Genomic DNA, 23,577 nt, shown 5'->3' on the forward strand with positions numbered 1-23,577 from the left:
TCTGCTGGGCGATCGGCAAAAACCTTCTACCCTCCAGTGCGTTCCCTTACCGAACCGCGTATGATGCGCGCCCGCTTTCACTACTACACCGGGAGGTGCCCAGATGAGTGACAAAGACCTGCAAGACCAACAACCTACCCCGCCGTCCGGCGAAAAGCTGCAGAAAGTGCTGGCGCGCATCGGCGTCGGCTCGCGCCGTGACGTCGAGGCCTGGATCGGCCAGGGCCGTATCAAGGTCAACGGCGTCGAGGCCACCCTCGGCCTGCGCGTCGACCTGCACGACGCCATCACCGTCGACGGCAAGCTGATCAAGCGCGTCGAGGCCGCCGAGGCGACCCGCCGCGTGATCATGTACAACAAGCCCGACGGCGAGATCTGCACCCGTGACGACCCGGAAGGCCGCCCGACCGTGTTCGACCGCCTGCCGCGGCCGAAAGAGGGGCGCTGGATCAACATCGGCCGCCTGGACATCAACACCACCGGCCTGCTGCTGTTCACCACCGACGGTGAGCTGGCCAACCGCCTGATGCACCCGTCCTATGAAATGGACCGCGAGTACGCAGTGCGTGTGCGTGGCGAAGTCGACGACGACATGGTCGACCGGCTCAAGGCCGGCGTGGTGCTTGAAGATGGCCCGGCCAAGTTCACCGATATCCAGAAGGCACCGGGTGGCGAAGGCTTCAACCACTGGTACCACTGCGTGGTGATGGAAGGCCGCAACCGTGAAGTGCGTCGCCTGTGGGAATCCCAGGGCGTAGTGGTCAGCCGCCTGAAGCGCGTGCGTTTCGGTCCGGTGTTCCTCAACTCCGACCTGCCGATGGGCCGCTGGCGCGAAATGAGCCAGGGTGAGATCGATATTCTCGCCGCGGAAGTTGGCCTGCAGCCGGTGGCGCTGCCGGAAATGAAGCTCAAGGCCAAGGACAAGCTCGAGCGCCTGCAGCGCAAGTCGACCCGTCCGCTGGGGCGTGGCGAGCGCGTGCGCACCCTGCGCCCTGCCGCTGAAGGCCAAGCCGAGCGTCCGGCACGTGCGCCGCGTGAAGACGCAGCGCCGCGCAAGGGCGGCCGCGGCAGCACGGTAGCCGAGCGCCCGAGCGAGATGCGCAAGCGTCCGTCCCGTCCTGAAGGCGATAAGCCGGCAGGCCGTGGTCGCGGCAAGCCGCGCGGCTGATTCGGTCGGGTAGTGAAAGAGCCAGCCTTCGGGCTGGCTTTTTTGTGCCCATCGGGAAGGCGCTACTGCGCACTGCATCGCGGCTGTGAAATGGGCTCAAGTACTTGAGCGTACGAAAATTTTCCCGACGGCTGGAAAGATTTCGAACCGTCTTGTAAAGAAAGTTTTACGTTTCTTGATGAATTATCCCGCTAAATGCTCATCTGTAACAAAAATCTTCCAAGAGCCCCATGCCAGAGCCCCCGCGCCGCCCTTCACCCCCTTCCAAAAATTCTGCCCAAGCGCTGAGATAGCGCCATTGCCGTGTGCAGAGCCAGGCAGGATCGCCAGGCACTTAAAACAACAAAATGGAGGCGCCATGCACGCCGATCACTCCGCCTTTTCAGGCCTTCACCCCAGGACCGCTGCGTTTTTTCCACAGGAAACGATGCAACGCGTTGACGCCTGCGCGTTTGCAGGGGTATACAATGCGCCGCGTTTTACCTGTGACTCCCTTGCGTACCGCGCACGCTTGCTGACACCCGGTTGATCCGCCCTTGGCTACCAAGGCCAGGTGCGACTCCCCGTCACAAGTATCCAAGGTAACCACCTTGCCCATTCCGCTGCGCCACGAGTGCGGTGGGTCCGATTCCGTCACAGATAAAAACAAGCAGGTGACTTCGTTCATGAGTGGACATAACTCACAGTCCGGCGAACTCAAGCGTGGCTTGAAGAACCGCCATATCCAATTGATCGCCCTGGGCGGCGCCATCGGCACCGGCTTGTTCCTGGGCTCGGCCGGCGTGATGAAGTCCGCCGGTCCGTCGATGATCCTCGGCTATGCGATCTGCGGCTTCATCGCCTTCATGATCATGCGCCAGCTCGGCGAGATGATCGTCGAAGAGCCGGTGGCCGGCTCCTTCAGCCATTTCGCGCACAAGTACTGGGGCGGTTTCGCCGGCTTCCTGTCGGGCTGGAACTGCTGGGTGCTGTACATCCTGGTGGGCATGTCGGAACTGTCGGCGGTGGGCAAGTACGTCCATTACTGGTGGCCGGAGATCCCGACCTGGGTCACGGCGGCGGCGTTCTTCCTGCTGATCAACGCGATCAACCTGATGAACGTGAAGTTCTTCGGCGAAGCCGAATTCTGGTTCGCCATCATCAAGGTGGTGGCCATCGTCAGCATGATCGGCCTGGGTGCCTACCTGCTGACCAGCGGCAGCGGCGGTCCTGAAGCCTCGGTGACCAACCTGTGGGCCCATGGTGGTTTCTTCCCGCACGGTGTCAGCGGCCTGGTGATGGCGTTGGCGTTCATCATGTTCTCCTTCGGTGGCCTGGAGATGCTCGGTTTCACCGCTGCCGAGGCCGACAAGCCGAAGACCGTGATCCCCAAGGCGATCAACCAGGTCATCTACCGCATCCTGATCTTCTATGTCGGCGCCCTGGTGGTGCTGCTGTCGCTGACCCCATGGGACAACCTGGTGGCGAGCATCGACGCCTCCGGCGGCAGCTATGGCAGCAGCCCGTTCGTTCAGGTGTTCTCGCTGCTGGGCAGCGACGTGGCCGCGCACCTGCTGAACTTCGTGGTCCTGACCGCGGCACTGTCGGTGTACAACAGCGGCACCTACTGCAACGCCCGCATGCTGCTGGGCATGGCCGAGCAAGGTGATGCGCCGGCGGCGCTGGCCAAGGTCGACCGTCGCGGCGTACCGGTGCGTTCGATCCTGGTCTCGGCAGCCGTGACCCTGATCGCGGTGTTGCTCAACTACCTGATGCCGCAGAATGCCCTGGAGCTGCTGATGTCGCTGGTGGTGGCGACCCTGGTGATCAACTGGGCGATGATCAGCTACTCGCACCTGAAGTTCCGCCAGCACCTTGACCGCACCGGCCAGAAGCCGCTGTTCAAGGCGCTGTGGTACCCGTATGGCAACTACCTGGTGCTGGCGTTCGTGGTGCTGATCCTGGGCATCATGCTGCAGATTCCGGGCATCCAGGTATCGGTGTACGCGATGCCGGTGTGGCTGGTGGTGATGTATGTGGCCTATCAGCTCAAGAGCAAGCGCGGCTCCCAGGCCAATGGCGCTGCAGGCAGCATCGCCAAGTAAGCGCTGAGGCGCACCAACAAAAAACCCGATGCCGGGTAACCGGCATCGGGTTTTTTGTTGCCTGTACCGGTCTCAGATCTGTTCGAGCAACCAGCCACGAAACGCTCGCAACGATGGCAATGCCTCGTTCCTGGGCGGATAGATCAGGTAGTAGCTGCGCTGGCTGGCAAACGGTGTGCCCGGGCTGAACAGTTCGCCGCTGGCCAGTTCCTCCTGCACCAGGATCCTGGGCACCAAGCCAATGCCTATGCCTGCCCGAACCGCCTGGATCAAATGCGAGGTCAGCTCGAAACTTGGCCCAAGGCGCATCGCCCGGTGGGGCAGGGCATGGTGGGAAAACCACTCGCCCCAGGCATGGGGGTTGTTGGCGACGTTGAGCAGTACTTCCTCGCTGATCCTTTGCGGGTTCCAATGCACGTCCGCATTGGCTTCGGGCGGCAGGATCACCACCAGTTCCTCGGCATGCAGGCGATGGCAGATCAGCCCGGGCAGGTCGTGGCTGGCAACGCCGATGGCCGCGTCGATCTCGCTGGTGTCGAAGTTGATGGCTTCGATACGTGAATGAATGTGTACCAGCATGCCAGGGTGGGCGCCGTAGAAGGCATGCAGGCGCGGCAGCAGCCATTTCGAGCCGAAGGTAGGCAGCGTTGCCAGGCGCAGGGTGCCGACACCGGACTGATAGGCCAGGGCCTGCAGGGTGGCGCTGCGGATGCGCCCGAGGGCTTCGCTGAGTTCGCGCTGGTAGAGGCGGCCGACATCAGTCAGTTGCACCTGACGCCCCTCGCGGCGAAACAGGGTGAGCCCCAATTGCTGCTCCAGTGCCTGCACCTGCCGGCTAACCGCGCTCTGAGTCAATGACAGTTCAGCGGCGGCGCGGGTATAGCTTTCATGCCGCGCGGCGGCCTCGAAAGCCAGCAGGAGCGACATCGAAGGTGTGAGGTGGCGGTAATTCATTCATAAAGCTCATCGATAGCGGCAGGAATATCCGTTTGCCCCTGGCGCGAAACTACAGGAACATTGGCGCATTCGAAATCCTCCCATGAGCCATTCATGCCGGAGCGACAAGATTTCCGTGAATTAGCCGATATCAAAGAGGCATCCTTCGATGATCGCCCTGCTGCCGCCCCGCGCGCCCGCCGCCCAATACCCCGATTTCCTCGACGCCCTGAAGAACAGCGGCTTCCGTGGCCAGATCAGTGCCGACTACGGCACCCGCACCGTGCTGGCCACCGACAACTCGATCTACCAGCGCCTGCCCCAGGCGGCGGTGTTCCCGCTGGACGCCGACGACGTGGCGCGGGTCGCCACGCTGATGGCCGAGCCGCGTTTTCGTGACATCAAGCTGACCCCGCGTGGCGGCGGTACCGGCACCAACGGCCAGTCGCTGACCGACGGTATCGTCGTCGACCTGTCGCGGCATATGAACACCATCCTCGAAATCAACGTCGAACAGCGCTGGGTGCGCGTCCAGGCGGGTGTGGTCAAGGACCAGCTGAATGCCGCGCTCAAGCCCCACGGGCTGTTCTTCGCCCCAGAGCTGTCCACCTCCAACCGCGCCACCGTCGGCGGCATGATCAACACCGACGCCAGTGGCCAGGGTAGCTGCACCTACGGCAAGACCCGCGACCACGTGCTCGAATTGCACAGCGTGCTGCTCGGCGGCGAGCGCCTGCACAGCCTGCCGATCGACGATGTGGCGCTGGAGCAGGCCTGCGCCGCTCCAGGCCGGGTCGGCGAGGTGTACCGCATGGCCCGTGAGATCCAGGAAACCCAGGGCGAGCTGATCGAGAGCACCTTCCCCAAGCTCAACCGCTGCCTGACCGGTTACGACCTGGCGCACCTGCGCGACGATCAGGGCCGCTTCAACCTCAACAGCGTGCTGTGCGGGGCCGAGGGCTCGCTGGGTTATGTGGTCGAAGCCAAGCTCAATGTGCTGCCGATCCCCAAGTACGCGGTGCTGGTCAACGTACGCTACACCAGCTTCATGGACGCCCTGCGCGACGCCAATGCGCTGATGGCGCACAAGCCGCTGTCGATCGAGACCGTTGATTCCAAGGTGCTGATGCTGGCGATGAAGGACATCGTCTGGCACAGCGTCGCCGAATACTTCCCGGCAGACCCCGAGCGCCCGACGCTGGGTATCAACCTGGTGGAGTTCTGCGGTGACGAACCGGACGAGGTCAATGTCCGGGTCCAGGCCTTCGTCGCGCACCTGCAGGCCGACAAGGGTGTCGAGCGCCTGGGCCACACCCTGGCCGAAGGCGCCGAAGCGGTGACCCGCGTCTATGTGATGCGCAAGCGCTCGGTGGGGCTGCTGGGCAACGTCGAGGGCGAAGTGCGCCCGCAGCCGTTCGTCGAGGACACCGCGGTTCCGCCGGAGCAGTTGGCCGATTACATTGCCGACTTCCGTGCGCTGCTCGATGGCTATGGCCTGGCCTACGGCATGTTCGGCCATGTCGATGCCGGTGTGCTGCACGTGCGCCCGGCGCTGGACATGAAAGACCCGGCCCAGGCCGCGCTGGTCAAGCCGATCTCCGATGCCGTGGCGGCGCTGACCAAAAGCTATGGCGGCCTGCTGTGGGGCGAGCATGGCAAGGGCCTGCGCTCGGAGTATGTACCGGAGTACTTCGGCGAGCTGTACCCGGCGCTGCAGCGCCTCAAGGGCGCGTTCGATCCGCACAACCAGCTCAACCCCGGGAAGATCTGCACCCCACCCGACAGCGCTGAAGGCCTGACCCCGGTAGACGGCGTGACGCTGCGCGGTGATCTGGATCGCAGCATCGACGAGCGCGTCTGGCAGAGTTTCGGCAGTGCCGTGCATTGCAACGGCAACGGTGCCTGCTACAACTACGACCCCAACGACGCCATGTGCCCGTCGTGGAAAGCTACCCGCGAACGCCAGCATTCGCCCAAGGGTCGTGCCTCGCTGATCCGCGAGTGGCTACGCCTGCAGGGCGAGGCGAACATCGATGTGCTTGCCGCCGCCCAGCGCAGGGCCTCCTGGTTCAAGGGGCTGCCTGCACGGCTGCGCAACAGCCGTGCGCGCCAGCAGGGCCAGGAAGACTTCTCCCACGAGGTGTACGACGCCATGGCTGGCTGCCTGGCGTGCAAATCCTGCGCGGGGCAGTGCCCGATCAAGGTCAACGTGCCGGACTTCCGTTCGCGTTTCCTCGAGCTGTACCACGGTCGCTACCAGCGTCCGCTGCGCGACTACCTGATCGGTTCGCTGGAGTTCACCATCCCGTACCTGGCCCATGCGCCGGGCCTGTACAACGCGGTGATGGGCTCGAAGTGGGTGAGCAGGCTGCTGGCGGAAAAGGTCGGCATGGTCGACAGCCCGCTGATCAGTCGTTTCAACTTCCAGGCTACTCTGACCCGTTGCCGGGTTCAGGTCGCCAGCGTGCCCGCGCTCCGTGAGCTGACCCCGGCCCAGCGCGAGCGCAGTATCGTGCTGGTGCAGGACGCCTTCACCCGTTATTTCGAGACGCCACTGCTGGCCTCGTTCATCGAGCTGGCCCATCGCCTGGGGCACAAGGTGTTCCTCGCGCCCTACAGCGCCAACGGCAAGCCGCTGCATGTGCAGGGTTTCCTCGGTGCCTTCGCCAAGGCGGCTGTGCGTAACGCCACTCAGCTCAAGGCCCTGGCCGACTGCGGCGTGCCGCTGGTGGGGCTGGATCCGGCGATGACCCTGGTCTACCGCCAGGAATACCAGAAGGTCGATGGCGTGGAGTGCCCGTCGGTGCTGCTACCCCAGGAGTGGCTGATGAACGTGCTGCCCGAACAGGTGCCGGCCAAGGCCGACAGCTTCCGCCTGATGGCCCATTGCACCGAGAAGACCAATGTGCCGGCCAGTACCAAGCAGTGGGAGCAGGTATTCGCGCGCCTGGGCCTGAAGCTGGTGACCGAGGCCACCGGCTGCTGCGGCATGTCCGGCACTTACGGGCATGAGTCGCGTAACCAGGAGGCTTCTAAGACCATCTTCGAGCAGTCCTGGGCGACCAAGCTGGACAAGCAAGGGGAAGCCCTGGCGACCGGTTACTCGTGCCGCAGTCAGGTCAAGCGCATGACCGAGAAGCAGCTGCGCCACCCGCTTGAGGTAGTGCTGCAGTTCGCGCAGCGCTAGTGATTTTGTCGGGGCCGCTATGCGGCCCAATCGCCGGCAAGCCGGCTCCCACTCTGATCGCATAAGCCCGAGCCATGCGCTAACCCTGTGGGAGCCGGCTTGCCGGCGATGAGGCCGGTGGGGCTACAGCCGAATCAGGATTGATGTGCACTTTGGCGCATCCGCCGCGCCTGGCGATACAGGTACAGGCTCAGCACCAGCCCGCAACCCGCCGCCGCCGCCGCGAACAGGAACATCGAGGCAAAGCCGAAGCCAGCCGCCACGGCGCCCACCAACGGTCCGGTGATGCCCAGCGACAGGTCGATGAACAGCGAGTAGGCCCCCACCGCCGCGCCGCGGTTGGCCGCCGATATCTGGTTGACCGCCTCCACGCCCAGTGCTGGGAACACCAGCGAGAAACCGAAGCCGCTCAGCGCCGCGCCCGCCAGGGCCAGCCCTGGCGTCGGCGCCAGCCAGAGCATCAGCAGCCCGAGCATCTCCACCGAAAGGCAGGCGATCGCTACGCGAAAACCGCCGATCCGGTTGATCTGGTTGCCGAACAGCAATCGCGCGCAAATGAAGCTGGCGCCGAACAGACTCAGGGTCAGCGCCGCGTCGGGCCAGTCACGGCTGGCGTAGTACAGGGTGATGAAGGTGGCGATGGTGCCGAAACCGATCGAGCCCAAGGCCAGCCCCGAGCCATGCGGGAAGACTTTGCCCAGCACCCGCAGGAACGGCAGGCGTACGCCAGCGACTACCGGCGCGGCGCGCTTGGGCCAGGCCAGCAGAAGGCCGATGATGCCCAGAAGGATGATACTCGCGCCCATGCTCCACAGTCCGAGCTGCTTGACCATCACCACGCCCAGCGGCGCGCCGATGGCCAGTGCGCCATAGCTGGCGATGCCGTTCCAGGAAATCACCTTGGCGGTATTCTGCGAGCCGACCCGGCCGATCCCCCAGCCGATCGACCCCGACCCCACCAGGCTCTCGGCGCTGCCCAGCACCAGGCGGCCGATGAACAGGCAGGCCAGGCTCAGCCAGGGCAGGTGGGTGAGGAAGCTGCAGGCCAGCATGAATACGCCGCTCAGGCCGCAGCCGAACAGGCCATACATGACCGCCTTCTTGCTGCCGAGGTTGTCGATGATGCGGCTGGCGGTAGGGCGGCTGAGCAGGGTGGCCAGGTACTGCACGCTGATCACCAGGCCCGCGACCACGGCGCTGAAGCCCAGGTCGTTATGCACGTAACCGGGCAGCACGGCCAAGGGTATGCCGATATTCAGGTAGCCGATGAAGGTGAACAGGACGATGGAAACGACTTGCAGGGTGACCGCAAGGGGGCGCGGTGAGTCGGGCATGAGGGCCTTCGGTGGCAGAGGTTCTGGACGGTGTGAAAACGTGATGACGGGGATAGCCCGCAGGTCAGCCGTTTTCACACAGTCGGGGGGGATGCGCGGCTATTCCTGGTCGGCGCTGGATTGATCGTCACCATCCTGCTCGACGGCGGGCGTCGGTTCGGCGTGGGCGGCAACGGATTGCTCTTCGGGGTTCAGGCTTGGGAAGGGAAGATTCGGGATTTCATGCATCTCGTCGTTCCTCGCAAGTGTGAGTGAAAAGGCAGCGCAGGGCGCAAGTGAGGCTTCGAAAAGCTGGGGCAGGATACAGCAGTCTGGATGACAGTTTGAGATTTTTGCCGGGCGCTGGTCGATTTTAGCGGGCGGCTATCGGACAAGGAGGTGGGAGAGGCGTGGTACCCCGCGATATTGCTATCGCGGGGTACGCCCGCTTCCACGCGACATCGGCTAGGTTTCAGCGGCAGACGTCGGCGATGGCCGCTGCCAGCTGTTCCAGGCGCTTGGCGTCCGCTCCGGCGATGTTCGCCCGGCCGGTGCCGACCATGTACACGCTGTGCCGTTCACGCAGCAGGCGCACTTGCTCCGGGTTCAGGCCGGTGTAGGAGAACATTCCACGTTGCGCGGCGATATGCGCGAAGCGCTCGGCCAGGCCATGGGGCTCCAGCGCTTGCACCAGGCCTACTCGAAGCTCGGCGATGCGCTGGCGCATGACGTTCACTTCCTCGGTCCACAATGCCTTGAGTGCCGGGTCGCCGAGAATCTCGGCAACCACCGCCGCGCCATGGTCTGGCGGCGTCGACCACAGGTTGCGCGCAATGAACGCCAGCTGGCTGCGCACATCTTGCAGTTTCTCGGCGTCATGGCTGCACACCAGCAGGGCGCCGGTGCGATCGCGGTACAGGCCGAAGTTCTTCGAGCAGGAGCTGGTAATCAGCAGTTCCGGCAGTTCGGCGGCGAACAGACGCACTGCCCAGGCGTCCTCTTCCAGGCCGTCACCGAAGCCTTGGTAGGCAAAGTCGATCAAAGGCAGCAGGTTGCGCCGCTTGACGATGTCGAGCACTGCGCGCCAGTCGTCCTGACCCAGGTCGAAACCGGTGGGGTTGTGGCAGCAGGCGTGCAGCAACACCACGTCGCCTTGCGGTGCCCGCTCCAGTGCGGCGAGCATGCCGTCGACGTTCAGGCGGTTGTCCGCGCCCACGTAGGGGTAGTGCGACACCTTGAGCCCGGCGCCGGCGAAGATCGTCTCGTGGATCGGCCAGGTCGGATCGCTCAACCAGATACCGCGCCCCGGCAGGCAATGGGCGATGAACTCCGCCGCCAGGCGCAGGGCACCCGTGCCGCCAGGGGTCTGGGTGGCGCCGGCGCGCTGGCTTTTGAACAGCGTGGAATCGCTGCCCAGCACCAGCTCGCTCACCAGGCGTCCAAACGCTGCATCGCCATGACCGCCAACATAGCTCTTGGTGGCTTGCCGCTCGACCAGGCGTTGCTCAGCCTGCTTGACCGCAGCCGGAATCGGCGTCAGCCCCTGGGCGTCCTTGAACACGCCGACACCCAGGTCGAACTTGGCCGGGTTGCCGTCGCGGGCGTAGGCTTCCATCAGCCCCAGGATCGGGTCGCCAGGGACCCGAGCGATGGCGGCGAAGTGCATCACTTGCGCCCTTCAGCAGTTTTGGCGACCTCGTCGGTGCGCGCGCACATGATGAAGTCGTTGCGGTGCAGGCCTTTGATCGAGTGGCTCCACCAGGTCACGGTGACCTTGCCCCACTCGGTCAGCAGGCCCGGGTGGTGGCCTTCGGCTTCGGCGATCTCGCCGATGGCGTTGGTGAAGGCCAGGGCGTGCTTGAAGTTCTTGAACAGGAACACGCGCTCGAGCTCCATGTGGCCGTCGCGGGTTTCGATGTTCCAGTCCGGGATCAGTCGGATCAGTTCCGCCAGCTCCTCGTCGGTGACTTTCGGCGCATCGGCGCGGCAGGCTTCGCAGTGGGCTTGGTTCAAGGCATTCATGGGTGTTTTCCGGTTTGAGTTGTTATCGACAGGGTCGCTCAGGCAGCGACCTTGGGTGGAAACTTCGGTGCGTGCAGGCCCAGCTGCATGGCCTGGTGGACCATGGCCATGATGTCTTCGTGGGCCAGGTCGAACAGGCGCTTCATGTTCGGCAGGACGAAGTACAGGGGTTGCAGGATATCGATGCGGTAGGGCGTGCGCATGGCTTCGATCGGGTCGAAGGCCTGGTGCTCCGGTTCGCTGGACAGGCTGTAGACCGTCTCTTTCGGCGAGGAGAGGATGCCGCCGCCGTAGATCTTGCGGCCTTGCGCTGTCTCCATCAGGCCGAACTCGATGGTCATCCAGTACAGGCGCGCCAGGTAGACGCGCTGTTCCTTGGTCGCGGCCAGGCCGAGCTTGCCATAGGTGTGGGTGAATTCGGCGAAGAACGGGTTGGTCAGCAGCGGGCAGTGGCCAAAGATCTCGTGGAAGATGTCGGGCTCCTGCAGGTAGTCCAGCTCTTCCGGGGTGCGGATGAAGGTGGCGACCGGGAAGCGCTTGCTGGCAAGCAGTTCGAAGAAGGTCTGGAAGGGAATCAGCGCAGGGACGCGGGCGACCTGCCAGCCGGTGGTGGCACCGAGCACCTTGTTGACTTCGCCCAGCTGCGGGATGCGGTCATGGGGCAGCTTGAGCTGGTCGATGCCGTCCAAGTACTCCTGGCATGCCCGGCCTTCGATCACTTTCAGCTGACGAGTGATCAGGGTGTTCCACACCGCATGCTCTTGCTGCGGGTAGTCGATAAAGCCATGCGCATCGGGCTCGCGTGCCACGTATTGCGTCTGTTTCATGTGGCTCTCCTGGTGAGGGCGTTCTTGTTATGTTCAGGACATGCCTTAGGAATATCCCTACAAACGAGGTTTTGCACCGGGGTGAGGGCCCATGCTGCGCCGCCGTTTATCTTCTGTGCGTAACGATAATTTTACAAAATCAGCGTCATCCCGGAAAATCACGGACATCGAGCTGGGCAGATGACTATTTCTGTCAGCTTATCTTTACGACTTTTCCACGGCGCGAGCAAAAACTCGGCCGCTTAGAGAGCCTTCATGCGCATCAAAGTGCATTGCCAGAACCGCATCGGCATCCTGCGGGACATTCTCAACCTGTTGGTGGAGTACGGTATCAACGTCCTGCGCGGCGAAGTGGGGGGGGACCATGGCAACGCCATCTACCTACACTGCCCGAACCTGATCAACCTGCAGTTCCAGGCCCTGCGGCCCAAGTTCGAGTCGATCGCCGGGGTGTTCGGGGTCAAGCGCGTCGGCCTGATGCCCAGCGAGCGCCGGCACATGGAGCTCAATGCGCTGCTGGGGGCGTTGGACTTCCCGGTGCTGTCGATCGACATGGGCGGCAGCATCGTTGCCGCTAACCGCGGCGCGGCACAGCTGCTTGGCGTTCGGGTGGACGAAGTGCCGGGCATTCCGCTGTCGCGTTATGTCGAGGACTTCGACCTGCCGGAGCTGATACGGGCCAACAAGTCGCGGATCAACGGCCTGCGGATCAAGGTCAAGGGCGATGTGTTCCTGGCCGATATCGCACCGCTGCAGTCCGAGCATGACGACAGTGAAGCCCTGGCCGGCGCGGTAATCACCTTGCACCGCGCGGACCGTATCGGTGAGCGCATCTACAACGTGCGCAAGCAGGAGTTGCGGGGTTTCGACAGCATTTTCCAGAGCTCACGGGTTATGGCTGCCGTGGTGCGCGAGGCGCGGCGCATGGCGCCGTTGGATGCACCGTTGCTGATCGAGGGCGAGACCGGTACCGGCAAGGAGCTGCTGGCGCGGGCCTGTCACCTGGCCAGCCCGCGTGGCCAGGCGCCGCTGATGGCGCTCAACTGCGCCGGCCTGCCCGAGTCGATGGCCGAGACCGAGCTGTTCGGCTATGGGCCGGGGGCGTTCGAGGGGGCGCGGGCCGAGGGCAAGCTGGGGCTGCTGGAGTTGACGGCCGGCGGCACGTTGTTCCTCGACGGAGTGGGGGAGATGAGTCCGCGCTTGCAGGTCAAGTTGCTGCGCTTCCTGCAGGATGGCTGTTTCCGCCGGGTCGGCAGCGACGAGGAGGTGTACCTGGATGTGCGGGTGATCTGCGCGACCCAGGTCGATCTGTCCGAGCTGTGCGCCCGCGGCGAATTCCGCCAGGACCTCTACCACCGCCTCAACGTGCTGTCGCTGCACATCCCGCCGCTGCGCGAATGCATGGACGGCCTGGAAGGGCTGGTGCAGCATTTCCTCGACCAGGCCAGCCGGCAGATCGGTTGCCCGCTGCCGCGCCTGGCGCCGCCGGCTATGGAGAAACTCGGCCAGTATCATTGGCCGGGCAATGTGCGGCAGTTGGAAAACGTGTTGTTCCAGGCGGTGTCACTATGCGAAGGCGGGGTGGTGAAGAGCGAACATATTCGCTTGCCGGATTATGGCGCGCGTCAACCGTTGGGCGAGTTTTCCCTGGATGGCGATCTTTCGCAGATTGTCGGGCGGTTTGAAAGGGCGGTATTGGAAAGTTTGATGAGTGAGTTTCCAAGTAGTCGGGCGCTGGGAAAAAGATTGGGCGTTTCCCATACGACCATTGCCAACAAGTTGCGAGATTATTCGCTGAACAAGTCGGTGGAGTAATCTGGAAGTTTATCGAGGCCTAAATTGATCGCGGGGCAAGCCCGCTCCCACGAATGCAAAGGTGGTGGGAGGGGCTTGCCCCGCGATAAGCCTATGGCCTCAGCCGTTGGAACAACCGTTGCCCATCACGCGGTATTCGAGAATGTGCTTCTGGCCCTGGGAGTCCTCGTAGGTCATGCGCGCAGGCACCACTTCGCAGACGTTCGGCACTTCGCTCATGGAGATGACGCGGGCGATGTCCAGGTGCTGCGAATAACTGTACTGTTCAACCGGAATCTGCTCGACATCTTTTGCTTCGCCGGCCAGTGCCGCGCCGCAAAAACCGCCAAGTACCAATACCAGTAAAGCTTTCATTTTCAATTTACCTGTCTAAGGTCGTGAGGGGGCGCGCGGCGCTTGTGGCGCCGCGAGTGCAACTAAGTTTCAACTATCGGGATGAGGTGCGGATTAACGTTGCCTTCGTGGGGGCTGTTTCCAAGTTAATCGCGTTGCCGTTGCTGGCGAGGTGAATTCTAGGAGGGTGGTCGGGGCTGAAACAGAGCGGGTTTTGATAAAGTCTTTTGACAGAATCTGTAACAATCACTGGCAATGGGCTGCCTTTTCCCGCCTGCGATTGCTGGATGCCACGCGCTAGAGCGGTCGCTGCACATTCGTGGATTGCCGGTCCGTCGCGTTACTACCAACGTCGAATGGTCTTTGTCGCTCTGGTACAGTTACAAACGCTTCCATACAAAAACAACTATTACACCGAGGTAACACAGATGAGTGCGGCTCCACTGTATCCCGTTCGTCCCGAGGTTGCGGCCAGTACCCTGACCGACGAGGCCACCTACAAGGCCATGTACCAGCAATCGGTGATCAACCCGGACGGCTTCTGGCGCGAGCAGGCCCAGCGTCTGGACTGGATCAAGCCCTTCACCAAGGTCAAGCAGACCTCGTTCGACGATCACCATGTCGATATCAAATGGTTTGCCGACGGCACTCTGAACGTCTCCTACAACTGCCTGGACCGTCACCTCGAAGAGCGCGGCGACCAGCTGGCGATCATCTGGGAAGGCGACGACCCTTCCGAGCATCGCAACATCACCTACCGTGAGCTCCACGAGCAGGTCTGCAAGTTCGCCAACGCCCTGCGTGGCCAGGACGTGCATCGGGGCGACGTGGTCACCATCTATATGCCGATGATCCCCGAGGCCGTGGTCGCCATGCTGGCCTGTGCCCGCATCGGCGCGATCCACTCGGTGGTGTTCGGCGGCTTCTCGCCCGAGGCGCTGGCCGGCCGCATCATCGACTGCAAGTCCAAGGTGGTGATCACCGCCGACGAAGGCCTGCGTGGTGGCCGCCGTACCCCGCTCAAGGCCAACGTCGACCTGGCCCTGACCAACCCTGAAACCAGCAGCGTGCAAAAGATCATCGTGTGCAAGCGCACCGGTGGCGACATCGCCTGGCACCAGCACCGCGACATCTGGTACGAAGACCTGATGAAGGTCGCCTCCAGCCACTGTGCGCCGAAAGAAATGGGTGCCGAGGAGGCGTTGTTCATCCTCTATACCTCCGGCTCCACCGGCAAGCCCAAGGGGGTGCTGCACACCACCGGTGGCTACCTAGTGTATGCCGCGCTGACCCACGAGCGCGTGTTCGACTACCGTCCGGGCGAAGTGTACTGGTGCACCGCCGACGTGGGTTGGGTCACCGGCCACAGCTACATCGTCTATGGCCCGCTGGCCAATGGCGCGACCACGCTGCTGTTCGAAGGCGTGCCGAACTACCCGGACATCACCCGCGTGTCGAAGATCGTCGACAAGCACAAGGTCAACATCCTCTACACCGCGCCGACCGCCATCCGCGCCATGATGGCCGAGGGCGAGGCGGCGGTCGCCGGTGCCGATGGCTCCAGCCTGCGTCTGCTGGGTTCGGTGGGCGAGCCGATCAACCCCGAAGCCTGGAACTGGTACTACAAAACCGTTGGCAAGGAACGTTGCCCGATCGTCGATACCTGGTGGCAGACCGAGACCGGCGGCATTCTCATCAGTCCGTTGCCAGGTGCAACGGGGCTCAAGCCGGGTTCGGCGACCCGCCCGTTCTTCGGCGTGGTGCCGGCGCTGGTGGACAACCTGGGCAACCTGATCGACGGCGCCGCCGAGGGCAACCTGGTGATCCTCGATTCCTGGCCGGGCCAGTCGCGTTCGCTGTACGGCGACCACGACCGTTTCGTCGACACCTACTTCAAGACTTTCCGCGGCATGTACTTCACTGGTGACGGCGCCCGTCGCGACGAGGATGGCTACTACTGGATCACCGGTCGCGTGGATGACGTGCTCAATGTTTCCGGTCACCGCATGGGCACCGCCGAGATCGAGAGCGCGATGGTGGCGCATCCGAAGGTCGCCGAGGCGGCGGTGGTGGGCGTGCCGCACGACATCAAGGGGCAGGGCATCTATGTCTACGTAACCCTGAACGCCGGCGAGGAGTCGAACGAGCAATTGCGCCTTGAGCTGAAGAACTGGGTGCGCAAGGAGATCGGCCCGATCGCTTCGCCGGACGTGATCCAGTGGGCGCCGGGGCTGCCGAAGACCCGTTCGGGCAAGATCATGCGCCGCATACTGCGTAAGATTGCCACTGGCGAGTACGACGCGCTGGGCGATATCTCCACCCTCGCCGATCCAGGGGTGGTGCAGCACCTGATCGACACCCACAAGGCGATGAGCCTGGCTTCGGCCTGAGCGTCGTGGGGCTGCGTAGCAGTCCTGGTGGGCCTGAGCCCATGACAAAGCCCCGCCGACACCCGGCGGGGTTTTTGCTTTACTGGTAAAAACTGTTACTCCGACATTCATCGGTAACCGTCGCTGTCACCGATTTCGCCCAAATGCGGGGCTTGTGGAAACATCTGAGTGCCAAATGGGTGCATTCTGCGGGCATTTCGTGCAGGGTCGCACGCTGCGCTTGCCGGAATACAAGGCTTTGCCAATAATGGGCCCGCTTATTGCTTTGGGTATGGGTTATTTCTCTTTTGCTCTTGCATATCTCGCAGGAGCTGTCAATATCGCCCGCCGCGGTTCCTGGCGCTTCTGTAATTAGTTGTCGCTTTGAAGAAATATCGACCACCGGGCTGTCGCTAGAATGCCACTCACTCGCTCGTGGTCTGCGACCTTGGTCGAAACCTGCGCGGCTCGCGCTGTACCCATTCGCATATCGGGCAGCCGTTACAACTGCCTTGTATTGCCCCGTACCGATGGAGTTACCTGATGAAGAAGCTCGCACTGCTTGGCGCCCTGGCGCTTTCCGTGTTTTCCCTGGTATCGCAGGCCGATGAGAAGCCGTTGAAGATCGGTATCGAGGCCGCCTACCCACCCTTCGCCTTCAAGCAGCCCGATGGCAGCCTCGCCGGCTTCGACTACGACATCGGCAACGCCCTGTGCGAACAGATGAAAGCCAAATGTACCTGGGTCGAGCAGGAGTTCGATGGCCTGATCCCGGCGCTGAAAGTGCGCAAGATCGACGCCATCCTGTCGTCCATGTCGATCACCGACGACCGTAAGAAGTCGGTCGACTTCACCAAGCGCTACTACCTGACTCCGGCGCGCCTGGTGATGAAAGAAGGCACCGCCGTCAGCGACAGCCTGGCTGAGCTCAAGGGCAAGAAGATCGGCGTGCAGCGCGGTTCGATCCACGACCGTTTCGCCAAGGAAGTCCTGGCCCCGCAAGGCGCCACAGTGGTGCCCTACGGTACCCAGAACGAAATCTACCTGGACGTCGCCGCCGGTCGCCTGGACGGCACCGTGGCCGACGCCACCCTGCTCGAGGACGGCTTCCTGAAGACCGATGCCGGCAAGGGCTTTGCCTTCGTCGGTCCGGCCTTCACCGACACCAAGTACTTCGGTGATGGCGTAGGTATCGCCGTGCGCAAGGGCGATAAGGAAAATGCCGAGCGCATCAACGCCGCCATCGACGCGATCCGCGCCAACGGCAAATACAAAGAGATCGAGAAGAAGTACTTCAACTTCGATATCTACGGTCCAGACTCGAAGTAACCATCGAGTTTCACCTGTGCAATGGTGCAAACAGCAGAATCTCTGAGGTTTGCACCATTTTTCATTCCCAAGCCCTGAGGAATCCGAATCATGTTGAAAGGCTATGGGGCAGTCATCCTCGACGGGGCGTGGCTGACGCTACAGCTCGCCTTGTCGTCGATGGCCCTGGCCATCGTCCTCGGCCTGATCGGCGTGGCGCTGCGTTTGTCGCCGGTGCGCTGGTTGGCCTGGCTGGGGGATCTGTACTCCACGGTGATCCGTGGCATCCCTGACCTGGTCCTGATCCTGCTGATCTTCTATGGCGGTCAGGACATCCTCAACCGAGTGGCGCCGCTGCTCGGCTATGACGACTATATTGACCTCAACCCCCTGGTCGCCGGCATCGGCACGCTGGGTTTCATCTTTGGCGCGTACCTGTCGGAAACCTTCCGCGGTGCCTTCCTCGGCATCCCCAAGGGCCAGGCAGAGGCGGGCGCGGCCTACGGCATGAGCGGTGTCCAGGTGTTCTTCCGCATCATGGTGCCGCAGATGATCCGCCTGGCGATTCCGGGCTTCACCAACAACTGGCTGGTGCTGACCAAGGCGACCGCGCTGATTTCGGTGGTCGGCCTGCAGGACATGATGTTCAAGGCCAAGCAGGCGGCGGACGCCACCCGCGAACCCTTCACCTTCTTCCTCGCGGTGGCGGCGTTGTACCTGGTGCTGACCAGTGTCTCGCTGCTGGCGCTGAAGTATCTCGAGAAGCGCTACTCGGTGGGCGTCAAGGCGGCTGAACTATGATCTTCGACTACAACGTCATCTGGGAAGCCATGCCGCTGTACCTGGGCGGTCTGCTGACCACCCTCAAGCTGCTGGCGCTGTCGCTGCTGTTCGGCTTGCTGGCGGCCATCCCGCTGGGCCTGATGCGCGTCTCGAAACAGCCGCTGGTGAACATGAGCGCCTGGCTGTACACCTACGTGATCCGCGGCACGCCGATGCTGGTGCAGCTGTTCCTGATCTACTACGGCCTGGCCCAGTTCGAGGCGGTGCGCGAGAGCATCTTCTGGCCGTGGCTGTCCAGCGCGACCTTCTGCGCCTGCCTGGCCTTCGCCGTCAACACCAGCGCCTACACCGCCGAGATCATCGCCGGCAGCCTCAAGGCCACGCCCCATGGCGAGATCGAGGCGGCCAAGGCCATCGGCATGTCGCGCATGAAGATGTACCGCCGCATCCTGCTGCCTTCGGCGCTGCGTCGGGCGCTGCCGCAGTACAGCAACGAAGTGATCATGATGCTGCAGACCACCAGCCTGGCGTCGATCGTCACCCTGATCGACATCACCGGTGCCGCGCGCACGGTCAACGCCCAGTACTACCTGCCTTTCGAGGCCTACATCACGGCGGGCGTGTTCTACCTGTGCCTGACCTTCATCCTCGTGCGCCTGTTCAAGATGGCCGAACGCCGCTGGCTCGGTTACCTGGCGCCGCGCAAGCACTGACCGCTCTGTGAGATCCGACAGTATGTACAAACTCCAAATCCAAGACCTGCACAAGCGCTACGGCAGCCATGAGGTGCTCAAGGGCGTCTCCCTCGAAGCCAAGGCAGGCGATGTGATCAGCATCATCGGCTCCAGCGGCTCGGGCAAATCGACCTTCCTGCGTTGCATCAATCTGCTGGAGCAGCCGCACGCGGGCAAGATCCTGCTCAACAACGAAGAGCTCAAGCTGGTCGCCGGCAAGGACGGCGCGCTCAAGGCCGCCGACCCGAAGCAGCTGCAGCGCATGCGTTCGCGCCTGTCGATGGTGTTCCAGCACTTCAACCTGTGGTCGCACATGACCGCGCTGGAAAACGTCATCGAGGCGCCGGTGCACGTGCTGGGCGTGAACAAGAAGGAAGCGCTGGAGAAGGCCGAGCACTACCTGGCCAAGGTCGGCGTATCCCACCGCAAGGACGCGTTCCCCGGGCATATGTCCGGTGGCGAGCAGCAGCGTGTGGCCATTGCCCGCGCCCTGGCCATGGAGCCGGAGGTGATGCTGTTCGACGAGCCGACTTCGGCGCTGGATCCGGAGCTGGTGGGCGATGTGCTCAAGGTCATGCAATCGCTGGCCCAGGAAGGTCGCACCATGGTGGTGGTCACCCACGAGATGGGCTTTGCCCGCGAGGTTTCCAACCAGCTGGTGTTCCTGCACAAGGGCCTGGTGGAAGAGCGGGGCTGCCCGCGTGAAGTGCTGGTCAATCCGCAGTCGGAGCGTCTCAAGCAGTTCCTTTCCGGCAGCCTGAAGTAAAGGCTGCACTTTTGCACCATGATGGGGCATGCTGCGCAACGCACGCAGCATGCTCCGGCGCCACAAGCGCGACCCTCCTTTTCAGGTTTCGGACCACACCCTATGACCACCCAGCGAATCGGATTTCTCATCTGGCCCAGCACCAAGCCGCTGACCCTCGCGTTGGCCGAAGAGGTATTGCAGGTGGCCCAGCGGGTGCATCCGGACGTGGTCTATACGATGTCCTACCTGCAGGCCGAGGCCGGGCAGGAGGGCGCCTGGCGTCTGCCGGGCGAAGCGTGGAGTGGTCGACTGGAGGGGTACCACAAGCTGTTCCTGCTGGCTGATGAGCCGCCGGCGGCGATCGGTTCGACCTTGTCCGCCGCGCTCAAACAGTTGGCGCGCAGCGGATGCATGATCGGCGGCTTGTCCGCGGGCGTGTACCCGCTGGCGGCGCTGGGCCTGCTCGACGGCTACCGCGCCGCGGTGCATTGGCGCTGGCAGGATGATTTTGCCGAGCGCTTTCCCAAAGTGATCGCCACCAGCCATCTGTTCGATTGGGATCGTGATCGCCTGACCGCCTGCGGCGGCATGGCGGTGACCGACCTGCTGCTGGCTGTGCTCGCTCGGGATCACGGGGCGGAACTGGCCGGCGCGGTATCGGAAGAACTGGTGGTCGAGCGCATTCGCGAAGGTGGCGAGCGCCAGCGCATCCCGCTGCAGAACCGCCTGGGCTCCAGCCACCCCAAGCTCACCCAGGCGGTGCTGCTGATGGAGGCCAACATCGAAGAGCCGCTGACCACCGACGAAATCGCCCAGCACGTGTGCGTGTCCCGCCGCCAACTGGAACGGATCTTCAAGCAGTATCTCAATCGTGTACCTAGCCAGTATTACCTGGAGCTGCGCCTGAACAAGGCGCGGCAGATGCTGATGCAGACCAGCAAGTCGATCATCCAGATCGGCCTGTCCTGCGGCTTCTCCTCCGGGCCGCATTTCTCCAGCGCGTACCGCAACTTCTTCGGCGCCACGCCGCGCGAAGACCGTAACCAGCGACGTAACAGCAGCCCGTTCGAGCTGAGTTCGGCGCCGGCCGAGCGCGGCTGAGATTTCATTGGGGCTGCTCCGCAGCCCATCGCCGGCAAGCCGGCTCCCACCGGTGCGTGTAGGCCTTGGGGGTGATGTGTTCGGGTGTGGCCTTAGCGCTGGTAACCCAGCACTCATACGGATGGCACCTGGCTTAAAGGTGGCGCGGTCGGGGTGGGAGCCGGCTTGCCGGCGATGGGCGCGCAGCGGCCCTTTCTTCTGAAGTGAACAACCGTTCTCCCAATTTGCGCTGCCATCTCCCCGCGACCTTGTCCTGCCGTTACACTGCGCGATTGCGACACTGTTTGTCGCATTGCCGAAAACCGCGTGAAAACGCGGTTTGGCGCTGTAACAAGTTGTCGCCTGGCAGCAAGGACAGGCGCCGATCAGTCCTTACAATCCTTCCATCGCTCGCCACTTCCAGGCCAGCGTTCCTCTTCAGGAGACTCAGATGTCCGTTGAGCAAGCCCCGGTGCAACGTGCCGATTTCGACCAGGTCATGGTCCCCAACTACTCCCCGGCGGCCTTCATTCCTGTACGAGGCGAGGGCTCCCGAGTCTGGGACCAGACCGGTCGCGAGCTGATCGACTTCGCCGGCGGTATCGCCGTCAACGCCCTGGGCCACTGCCACCCGGCGCTGGTCAAGGCACTGACCGAGCAGGCCAACACCCTCTGGCACGTCTCCAACGTGTTCACCAACGAGCCGGCCCTGCGCCTGGCGCACAAGCTGGTGGACGCAACCTTTGCCGAGCGCGCGTTCTTCTGCAACTCCGGCGCCGAGTCCAACGAGGCCGCCTTCAAGCTGGCCCGTCGTGTCGCCCACGACCGCTTCGGCCCCGAGAAGCACGAGATCATCGCCACCGTGAACAGCTTCCACGGTCGTACCCTGTTCACCGTCAGCGTCGGTGGCCAGCCCAAGTACTCCGACGGCTTCGGGCCGAAGATCACCGGCATCAGCCACGTGCCGTACAACGATTTGGAAGCGTTGAAGGCGCAGATTTCCGACAAGACCTGCGCCGTGGTCATCGAGCCGATCCAGGGCGAGAGCGGTGTGGTGCCGGCCGACCAGGCCTACCTGGAAGGCGCGCGCAAGCTGTGCGACGAACACAACGCGCTGCTGATCTTCGATGAAGTGCAGACCGGCGTCGGCCGTACCGGCTCGCTGTATGCCTACCAGCACTACGGCGTCACCCCGGACATCCTGACCAGCGCCAAGAGCCTGGGCGGCGGCTTCCCGATTGGCGCGATGCTGACCACCAGCGACCTGGCCAAGCACCTGGCCGTCGGCACCCACGGCACCACTTACGGCGGCAACCCGCTGGCCTGTGCCGTCGCCTGCGCCGTGCTCGATGTGGTCAACACCCCGGAAACCCTGGCGGGCATCAAGGCCAAACATGAGCGTTTCAAGACCCGTCTGGAGAAAATCGGCCAGGAAACCGGCCTGTTCACCCTGGTGCGCGGTGTCGGCCTGCTGATCGGCTGCGTGCTCAGTGACGCCTGGAAGGGCAAGGCCAAGGACATCCTCAACGCCGCCGAGAAGGAAGGCGTGATGGTTCTGCAGGCAGGTCCCGATGTGGTGCGCTTCGCCCCGAGCCTGGTGGTCGAGGACAGCGATATCGATGAAGGCCTGGAGCGCTTCGAGCGCGCCGTGCGCAAACTGACCCAGGGCTGATCCTGCGGTTCTGTCGCCGGCCTCGAGCGAGGTCGGCGATACCTGATTCCAGTGCGGGCACCTGCTTGCAGGTAGTGGCGCGTGCCCGCCGTTTTTTCGTGCCGAGGTGATCGGCCCGCTTTCCCGAAAGGAGTGACACCATGCTGGTGATGCGCCCCGCGCAAATGGCTGATCTGAACGAAGTGCAGCGCATGGCTGCCGACAGCCCCATTGGTGTCACCTCGCTGCCGGACGATGCTGGCCGCCTGGGCGACAAGATCGCCGCGTCGGAAACCTCTTTCGCCGCCGAGGTCAGCTTCAACGGCGAGGAAAGCTACTTTTTCGTGCTCGAGGACAGCGCCACCGGCAAGCTGGTCGGCTGCTCGGCCATCGTCGCCTCGGCCGGCTACTCCGAGCCGTTCTACAGCTTCCGCAACGAGACCTTCGTGCATGCCTCCCGCGAGCTGAAGATCCACAACAAGATCCACGTTCTGTCGCTGTGCCACGATCTTACCGGCAATAGCTTGCTGACCAGCTTCTACGTGGTGCCGGAGTTGGTGACCAGCGCCTTCGCCGAGCTCAACTCGCGTGGTCGCCTGCTGTTCATGGCCTCGCACCCCGAGCGCTTCGCCGAGTCGGTGGTGACCGAGATCGTCGGCTACAGCGACGAACAGGGCGAGTCGCCGTTCTGGGATGCCATCGGCCGCAACTTCTTCGACCTCAACTATGCCGACGCCGAGCGCCTGTGCGGCCTGAAGAGCCGCACCTTCCTTGCCGAACTGATGCCGCACTACCCGATCTACGTGCCGCTGCTGGCCGACGAGGCGCAGGAGGCCATGGGCCAGGTGCATCCGCGGGCGCAGATCACCTTCGACATCCTCATGCGCGAAGGCTTCGAGACCGAGCACTACATCGACATCTTCGACGGCGGCCCGACCCTGCACGCCCGCGCCTCGGGCATCCGCTCCATCGCCCAGAGCCGGGTGGTGCCGGTCAAGCTCGACGAGACGCCGGTCAAGGGCGGCCGTCCGTACCTGGTGTGCAACGGCCAGTTGCAGGACTACCGCGCGGTGCTGCTGGAGTTGGACTGGGTGCCGGGCAAGCCGGTCAGCCTGAGCGGTGAAGCCGCCGAGGCCCTGGGTGTCGGCGAAGGCGCCAGCGTGCGCCTGGTCGCGGTCTGAACCGCCGCAACAGAGAGTTTCGCGGCAGGCACAGACCG

At 63.4% G+C, this 23,577-nt stretch carries 19 protein-coding genes; 12 read left to right on the forward strand and 7 right to left on the reverse strand.

Translation table 11 applies throughout. The features are described from left to right. Nucleotides 1-103: 103 nt before the first annotated feature. Together rluB and KSS90_RS07540 are read left to right on the forward strand one after the other, a co-directional pair. Nucleotides 104-1,168: a 23S rRNA pseudouridine(2605) synthase RluB gene (rluB, locus tag KSS90_RS07535; RefSeq protein WP_217868856.1), complete on the forward strand. Its 1,065-nt coding sequence runs from the start codon at nucleotides 104-106 to the stop codon at nucleotides 1,166-1,168. Between the two features lie 665 nt (nucleotides 1,169-1,833). Next, nucleotides 1,834-3,252 (forward strand): amino acid permease, encoded by a 1,419-nt coding sequence (locus tag KSS90_RS07540; RefSeq protein WP_023632492.1) that lies wholly within the window; start codon nucleotides 1,834-1,836, stop codon nucleotides 3,250-3,252. A 72-nt stretch (nucleotides 3,253-3,324) separates the two neighbouring features. Here KSS90_RS07540 and KSS90_RS07545 read toward each other — a convergent pair whose 3' ends face one another. Further along, complete coding sequence (locus KSS90_RS07545; RefSeq protein ID WP_217868857.1) at nucleotides 3,325-4,206, reverse strand: LysR substrate-binding domain-containing protein; 882 nt, start codon at nucleotides 4,204-4,206, stop codon at nucleotides 3,325-3,327. A 151-nt stretch (nucleotides 4,207-4,357) separates the two neighbouring features. Between KSS90_RS07545 and ydiJ the strand changes: the two genes are divergently transcribed. Beyond that, on the forward strand, nucleotides 4,358-7,375 hold the full coding sequence (gene ydiJ, locus KSS90_RS07550) for a D-2-hydroxyglutarate dehydrogenase YdiJ (RefSeq protein WP_217868858.1): 3,018 nt from the start codon (nucleotides 4,358-4,360) through the stop codon (nucleotides 7,373-7,375). Nucleotides 7,376-7,509: 134 nt separating this feature from the next. On the opposite strand, the gene KSS90_RS07555 is transcribed toward ydiJ, so the two are convergent. The 5 genes from KSS90_RS07555 to phhA all read right to left on the reverse strand — a co-directional run bounded on the left by KSS90_RS07555 (nucleotide 7,510) and on the right by phhA (nucleotide 11,537). Further along, nucleotides 7,510-8,709 (reverse strand): MFS transporter, encoded by a 1,200-nt coding sequence (locus KSS90_RS07555; protein WP_217868859.1) that lies wholly within the window; start codon nucleotides 8,707-8,709, stop codon nucleotides 7,510-7,512. Between the two features lie 99 nt (nucleotides 8,710-8,808). Then, complete coding sequence (locus tag KSS90_RS25670; protein ID WP_263974800.1) at nucleotides 8,809-8,937, reverse strand: hypothetical protein; 129 nt, start codon at nucleotides 8,935-8,937, stop codon at nucleotides 8,809-8,811. Between the two features lie 223 nt (nucleotides 8,938-9,160). After that, a complete protein-coding gene (locus tag KSS90_RS07560) occupies nucleotides 9,161-10,357 on the reverse strand; it encodes an amino acid aminotransferase (RefSeq protein ID WP_217868860.1) in 1,197 nt (398 codons plus the stop codon). Further along, a complete protein-coding gene (locus KSS90_RS07565) occupies nucleotides 10,354-10,710 on the reverse strand; it encodes a 4a-hydroxytetrahydrobiopterin dehydratase (protein WP_023628481.1) in 357 nt (118 codons plus the stop codon). Before KSS90_RS07565 ends, KSS90_RS07560 begins: the two co-directional genes overlap by 4 nt. Nucleotides 10,711-10,748: 38 nt before the next feature. Beyond that, entirely contained in the window at nucleotides 10,749-11,537 is a 789-nt protein-coding gene (gene phhA, locus KSS90_RS07570; RefSeq protein WP_023628482.1) for a phenylalanine 4-monooxygenase, read from the reverse strand. 255 nt (nucleotides 11,538-11,792) lie between these two features. Here phhA and KSS90_RS07575 point away from each other — a divergent pair, with 255 nt between their 5' ends. After that, nucleotides 11,793-13,352 (forward strand): sigma-54-dependent transcriptional regulator, encoded by a 1,560-nt coding sequence (locus KSS90_RS07575; RefSeq protein WP_110702354.1) that lies wholly within the window; start codon nucleotides 11,793-11,795, stop codon nucleotides 13,350-13,352. 99 nt (nucleotides 13,353-13,451) lie between these two features. Here KSS90_RS07575 and KSS90_RS07580 read toward each other — a convergent pair whose 3' ends face one another. Further along, the gene (locus tag KSS90_RS07580; RefSeq protein ID WP_023630669.1) at nucleotides 13,452-13,706 is read right to left on the reverse strand and encodes a DUF2790 domain-containing protein; all 255 of its coding nucleotides are present in this window, start codon (nucleotides 13,704-13,706) and stop codon (nucleotides 13,452-13,454) included. A 407-nt stretch (nucleotides 13,707-14,113) separates the two neighbouring features. Between KSS90_RS07580 and acs the strand changes: the two genes are divergently transcribed. The 8 genes from acs (at nucleotide 14,114) to aruF (ending at nucleotide 23,539) form a co-directional block, all read left to right on the forward strand. Further along, nucleotides 14,114-16,075 (forward strand): acetate--CoA ligase, encoded by a 1,962-nt coding sequence (acs, locus tag KSS90_RS07585; protein ID WP_038706576.1) that lies wholly within the window; start codon nucleotides 14,114-14,116, stop codon nucleotides 16,073-16,075. A gap of 522 nt (nucleotides 16,076-16,597) precedes the next feature. Beyond that, on the forward strand, nucleotides 16,598-17,383 hold the full coding sequence (locus KSS90_RS07590; protein WP_217868862.1) for an ABC transporter substrate-binding protein: 786 nt from the start codon (nucleotides 16,598-16,600) through the stop codon (nucleotides 17,381-17,383). A 90-nt stretch (nucleotides 17,384-17,473) separates the two neighbouring features. Then, complete coding sequence (locus KSS90_RS07595; RefSeq protein ID WP_023630944.1) at nucleotides 17,474-18,163, forward strand: ABC transporter permease; 690 nt, start codon at nucleotides 17,474-17,476, stop codon at nucleotides 18,161-18,163. Then, nucleotides 18,160-18,858: an ABC transporter permease gene (locus KSS90_RS07600; RefSeq protein WP_046854620.1), complete on the forward strand. Its 699-nt coding sequence runs from the start codon at nucleotides 18,160-18,162 to the stop codon at nucleotides 18,856-18,858. Before KSS90_RS07595 ends, KSS90_RS07600 begins: the two co-directional genes overlap by 4 nt. 22 nt (nucleotides 18,859-18,880) lie before the next feature. Next, the gene (locus KSS90_RS07605) at nucleotides 18,881-19,645 is read left to right on the forward strand and encodes an ABC transporter ATP-binding protein (RefSeq protein WP_023630946.1); all 765 of its coding nucleotides are present in this window, start codon (nucleotides 18,881-18,883) and stop codon (nucleotides 19,643-19,645) included. A gap of 102 nt (nucleotides 19,646-19,747) precedes the next feature. After that, nucleotides 19,748-20,728 (forward strand): transcriptional regulator ArgR, encoded by a 981-nt coding sequence (gene argR, locus KSS90_RS07610; RefSeq protein ID WP_217868863.1) that lies wholly within the window; start codon nucleotides 19,748-19,750, stop codon nucleotides 20,726-20,728. A 430-nt stretch (nucleotides 20,729-21,158) separates the two neighbouring features. Continuing rightward, a complete protein-coding gene (locus KSS90_RS07615) occupies nucleotides 21,159-22,379 on the forward strand; it encodes an aspartate aminotransferase family protein (protein WP_217868864.1) in 1,221 nt (406 codons plus the stop codon). 140 nt (nucleotides 22,380-22,519) lie between these two features. Beyond that, nucleotides 22,520-23,539 carry an arginine/ornithine succinyltransferase subunit alpha gene (gene aruF / locus KSS90_RS07620; RefSeq protein WP_217868865.1) on the forward strand — a complete coding sequence of 340 codons (1,020 nt, stop codon included), beginning with the start codon at nucleotides 22,520-22,522 and terminating at the stop codon, nucleotides 23,537-23,539. Nucleotides 23,540-23,577: the final 38 nt, after the last annotated feature.

Origin of the sequence: Pseudomonas maumuensis (genome assembly GCF_019139675.1) — a bacterium.
Lineage (GTDB): Bacteria > Pseudomonadota > Gammaproteobacteria > Pseudomonadales > Pseudomonadaceae > Aquipseudomonas > Aquipseudomonas maumuensis.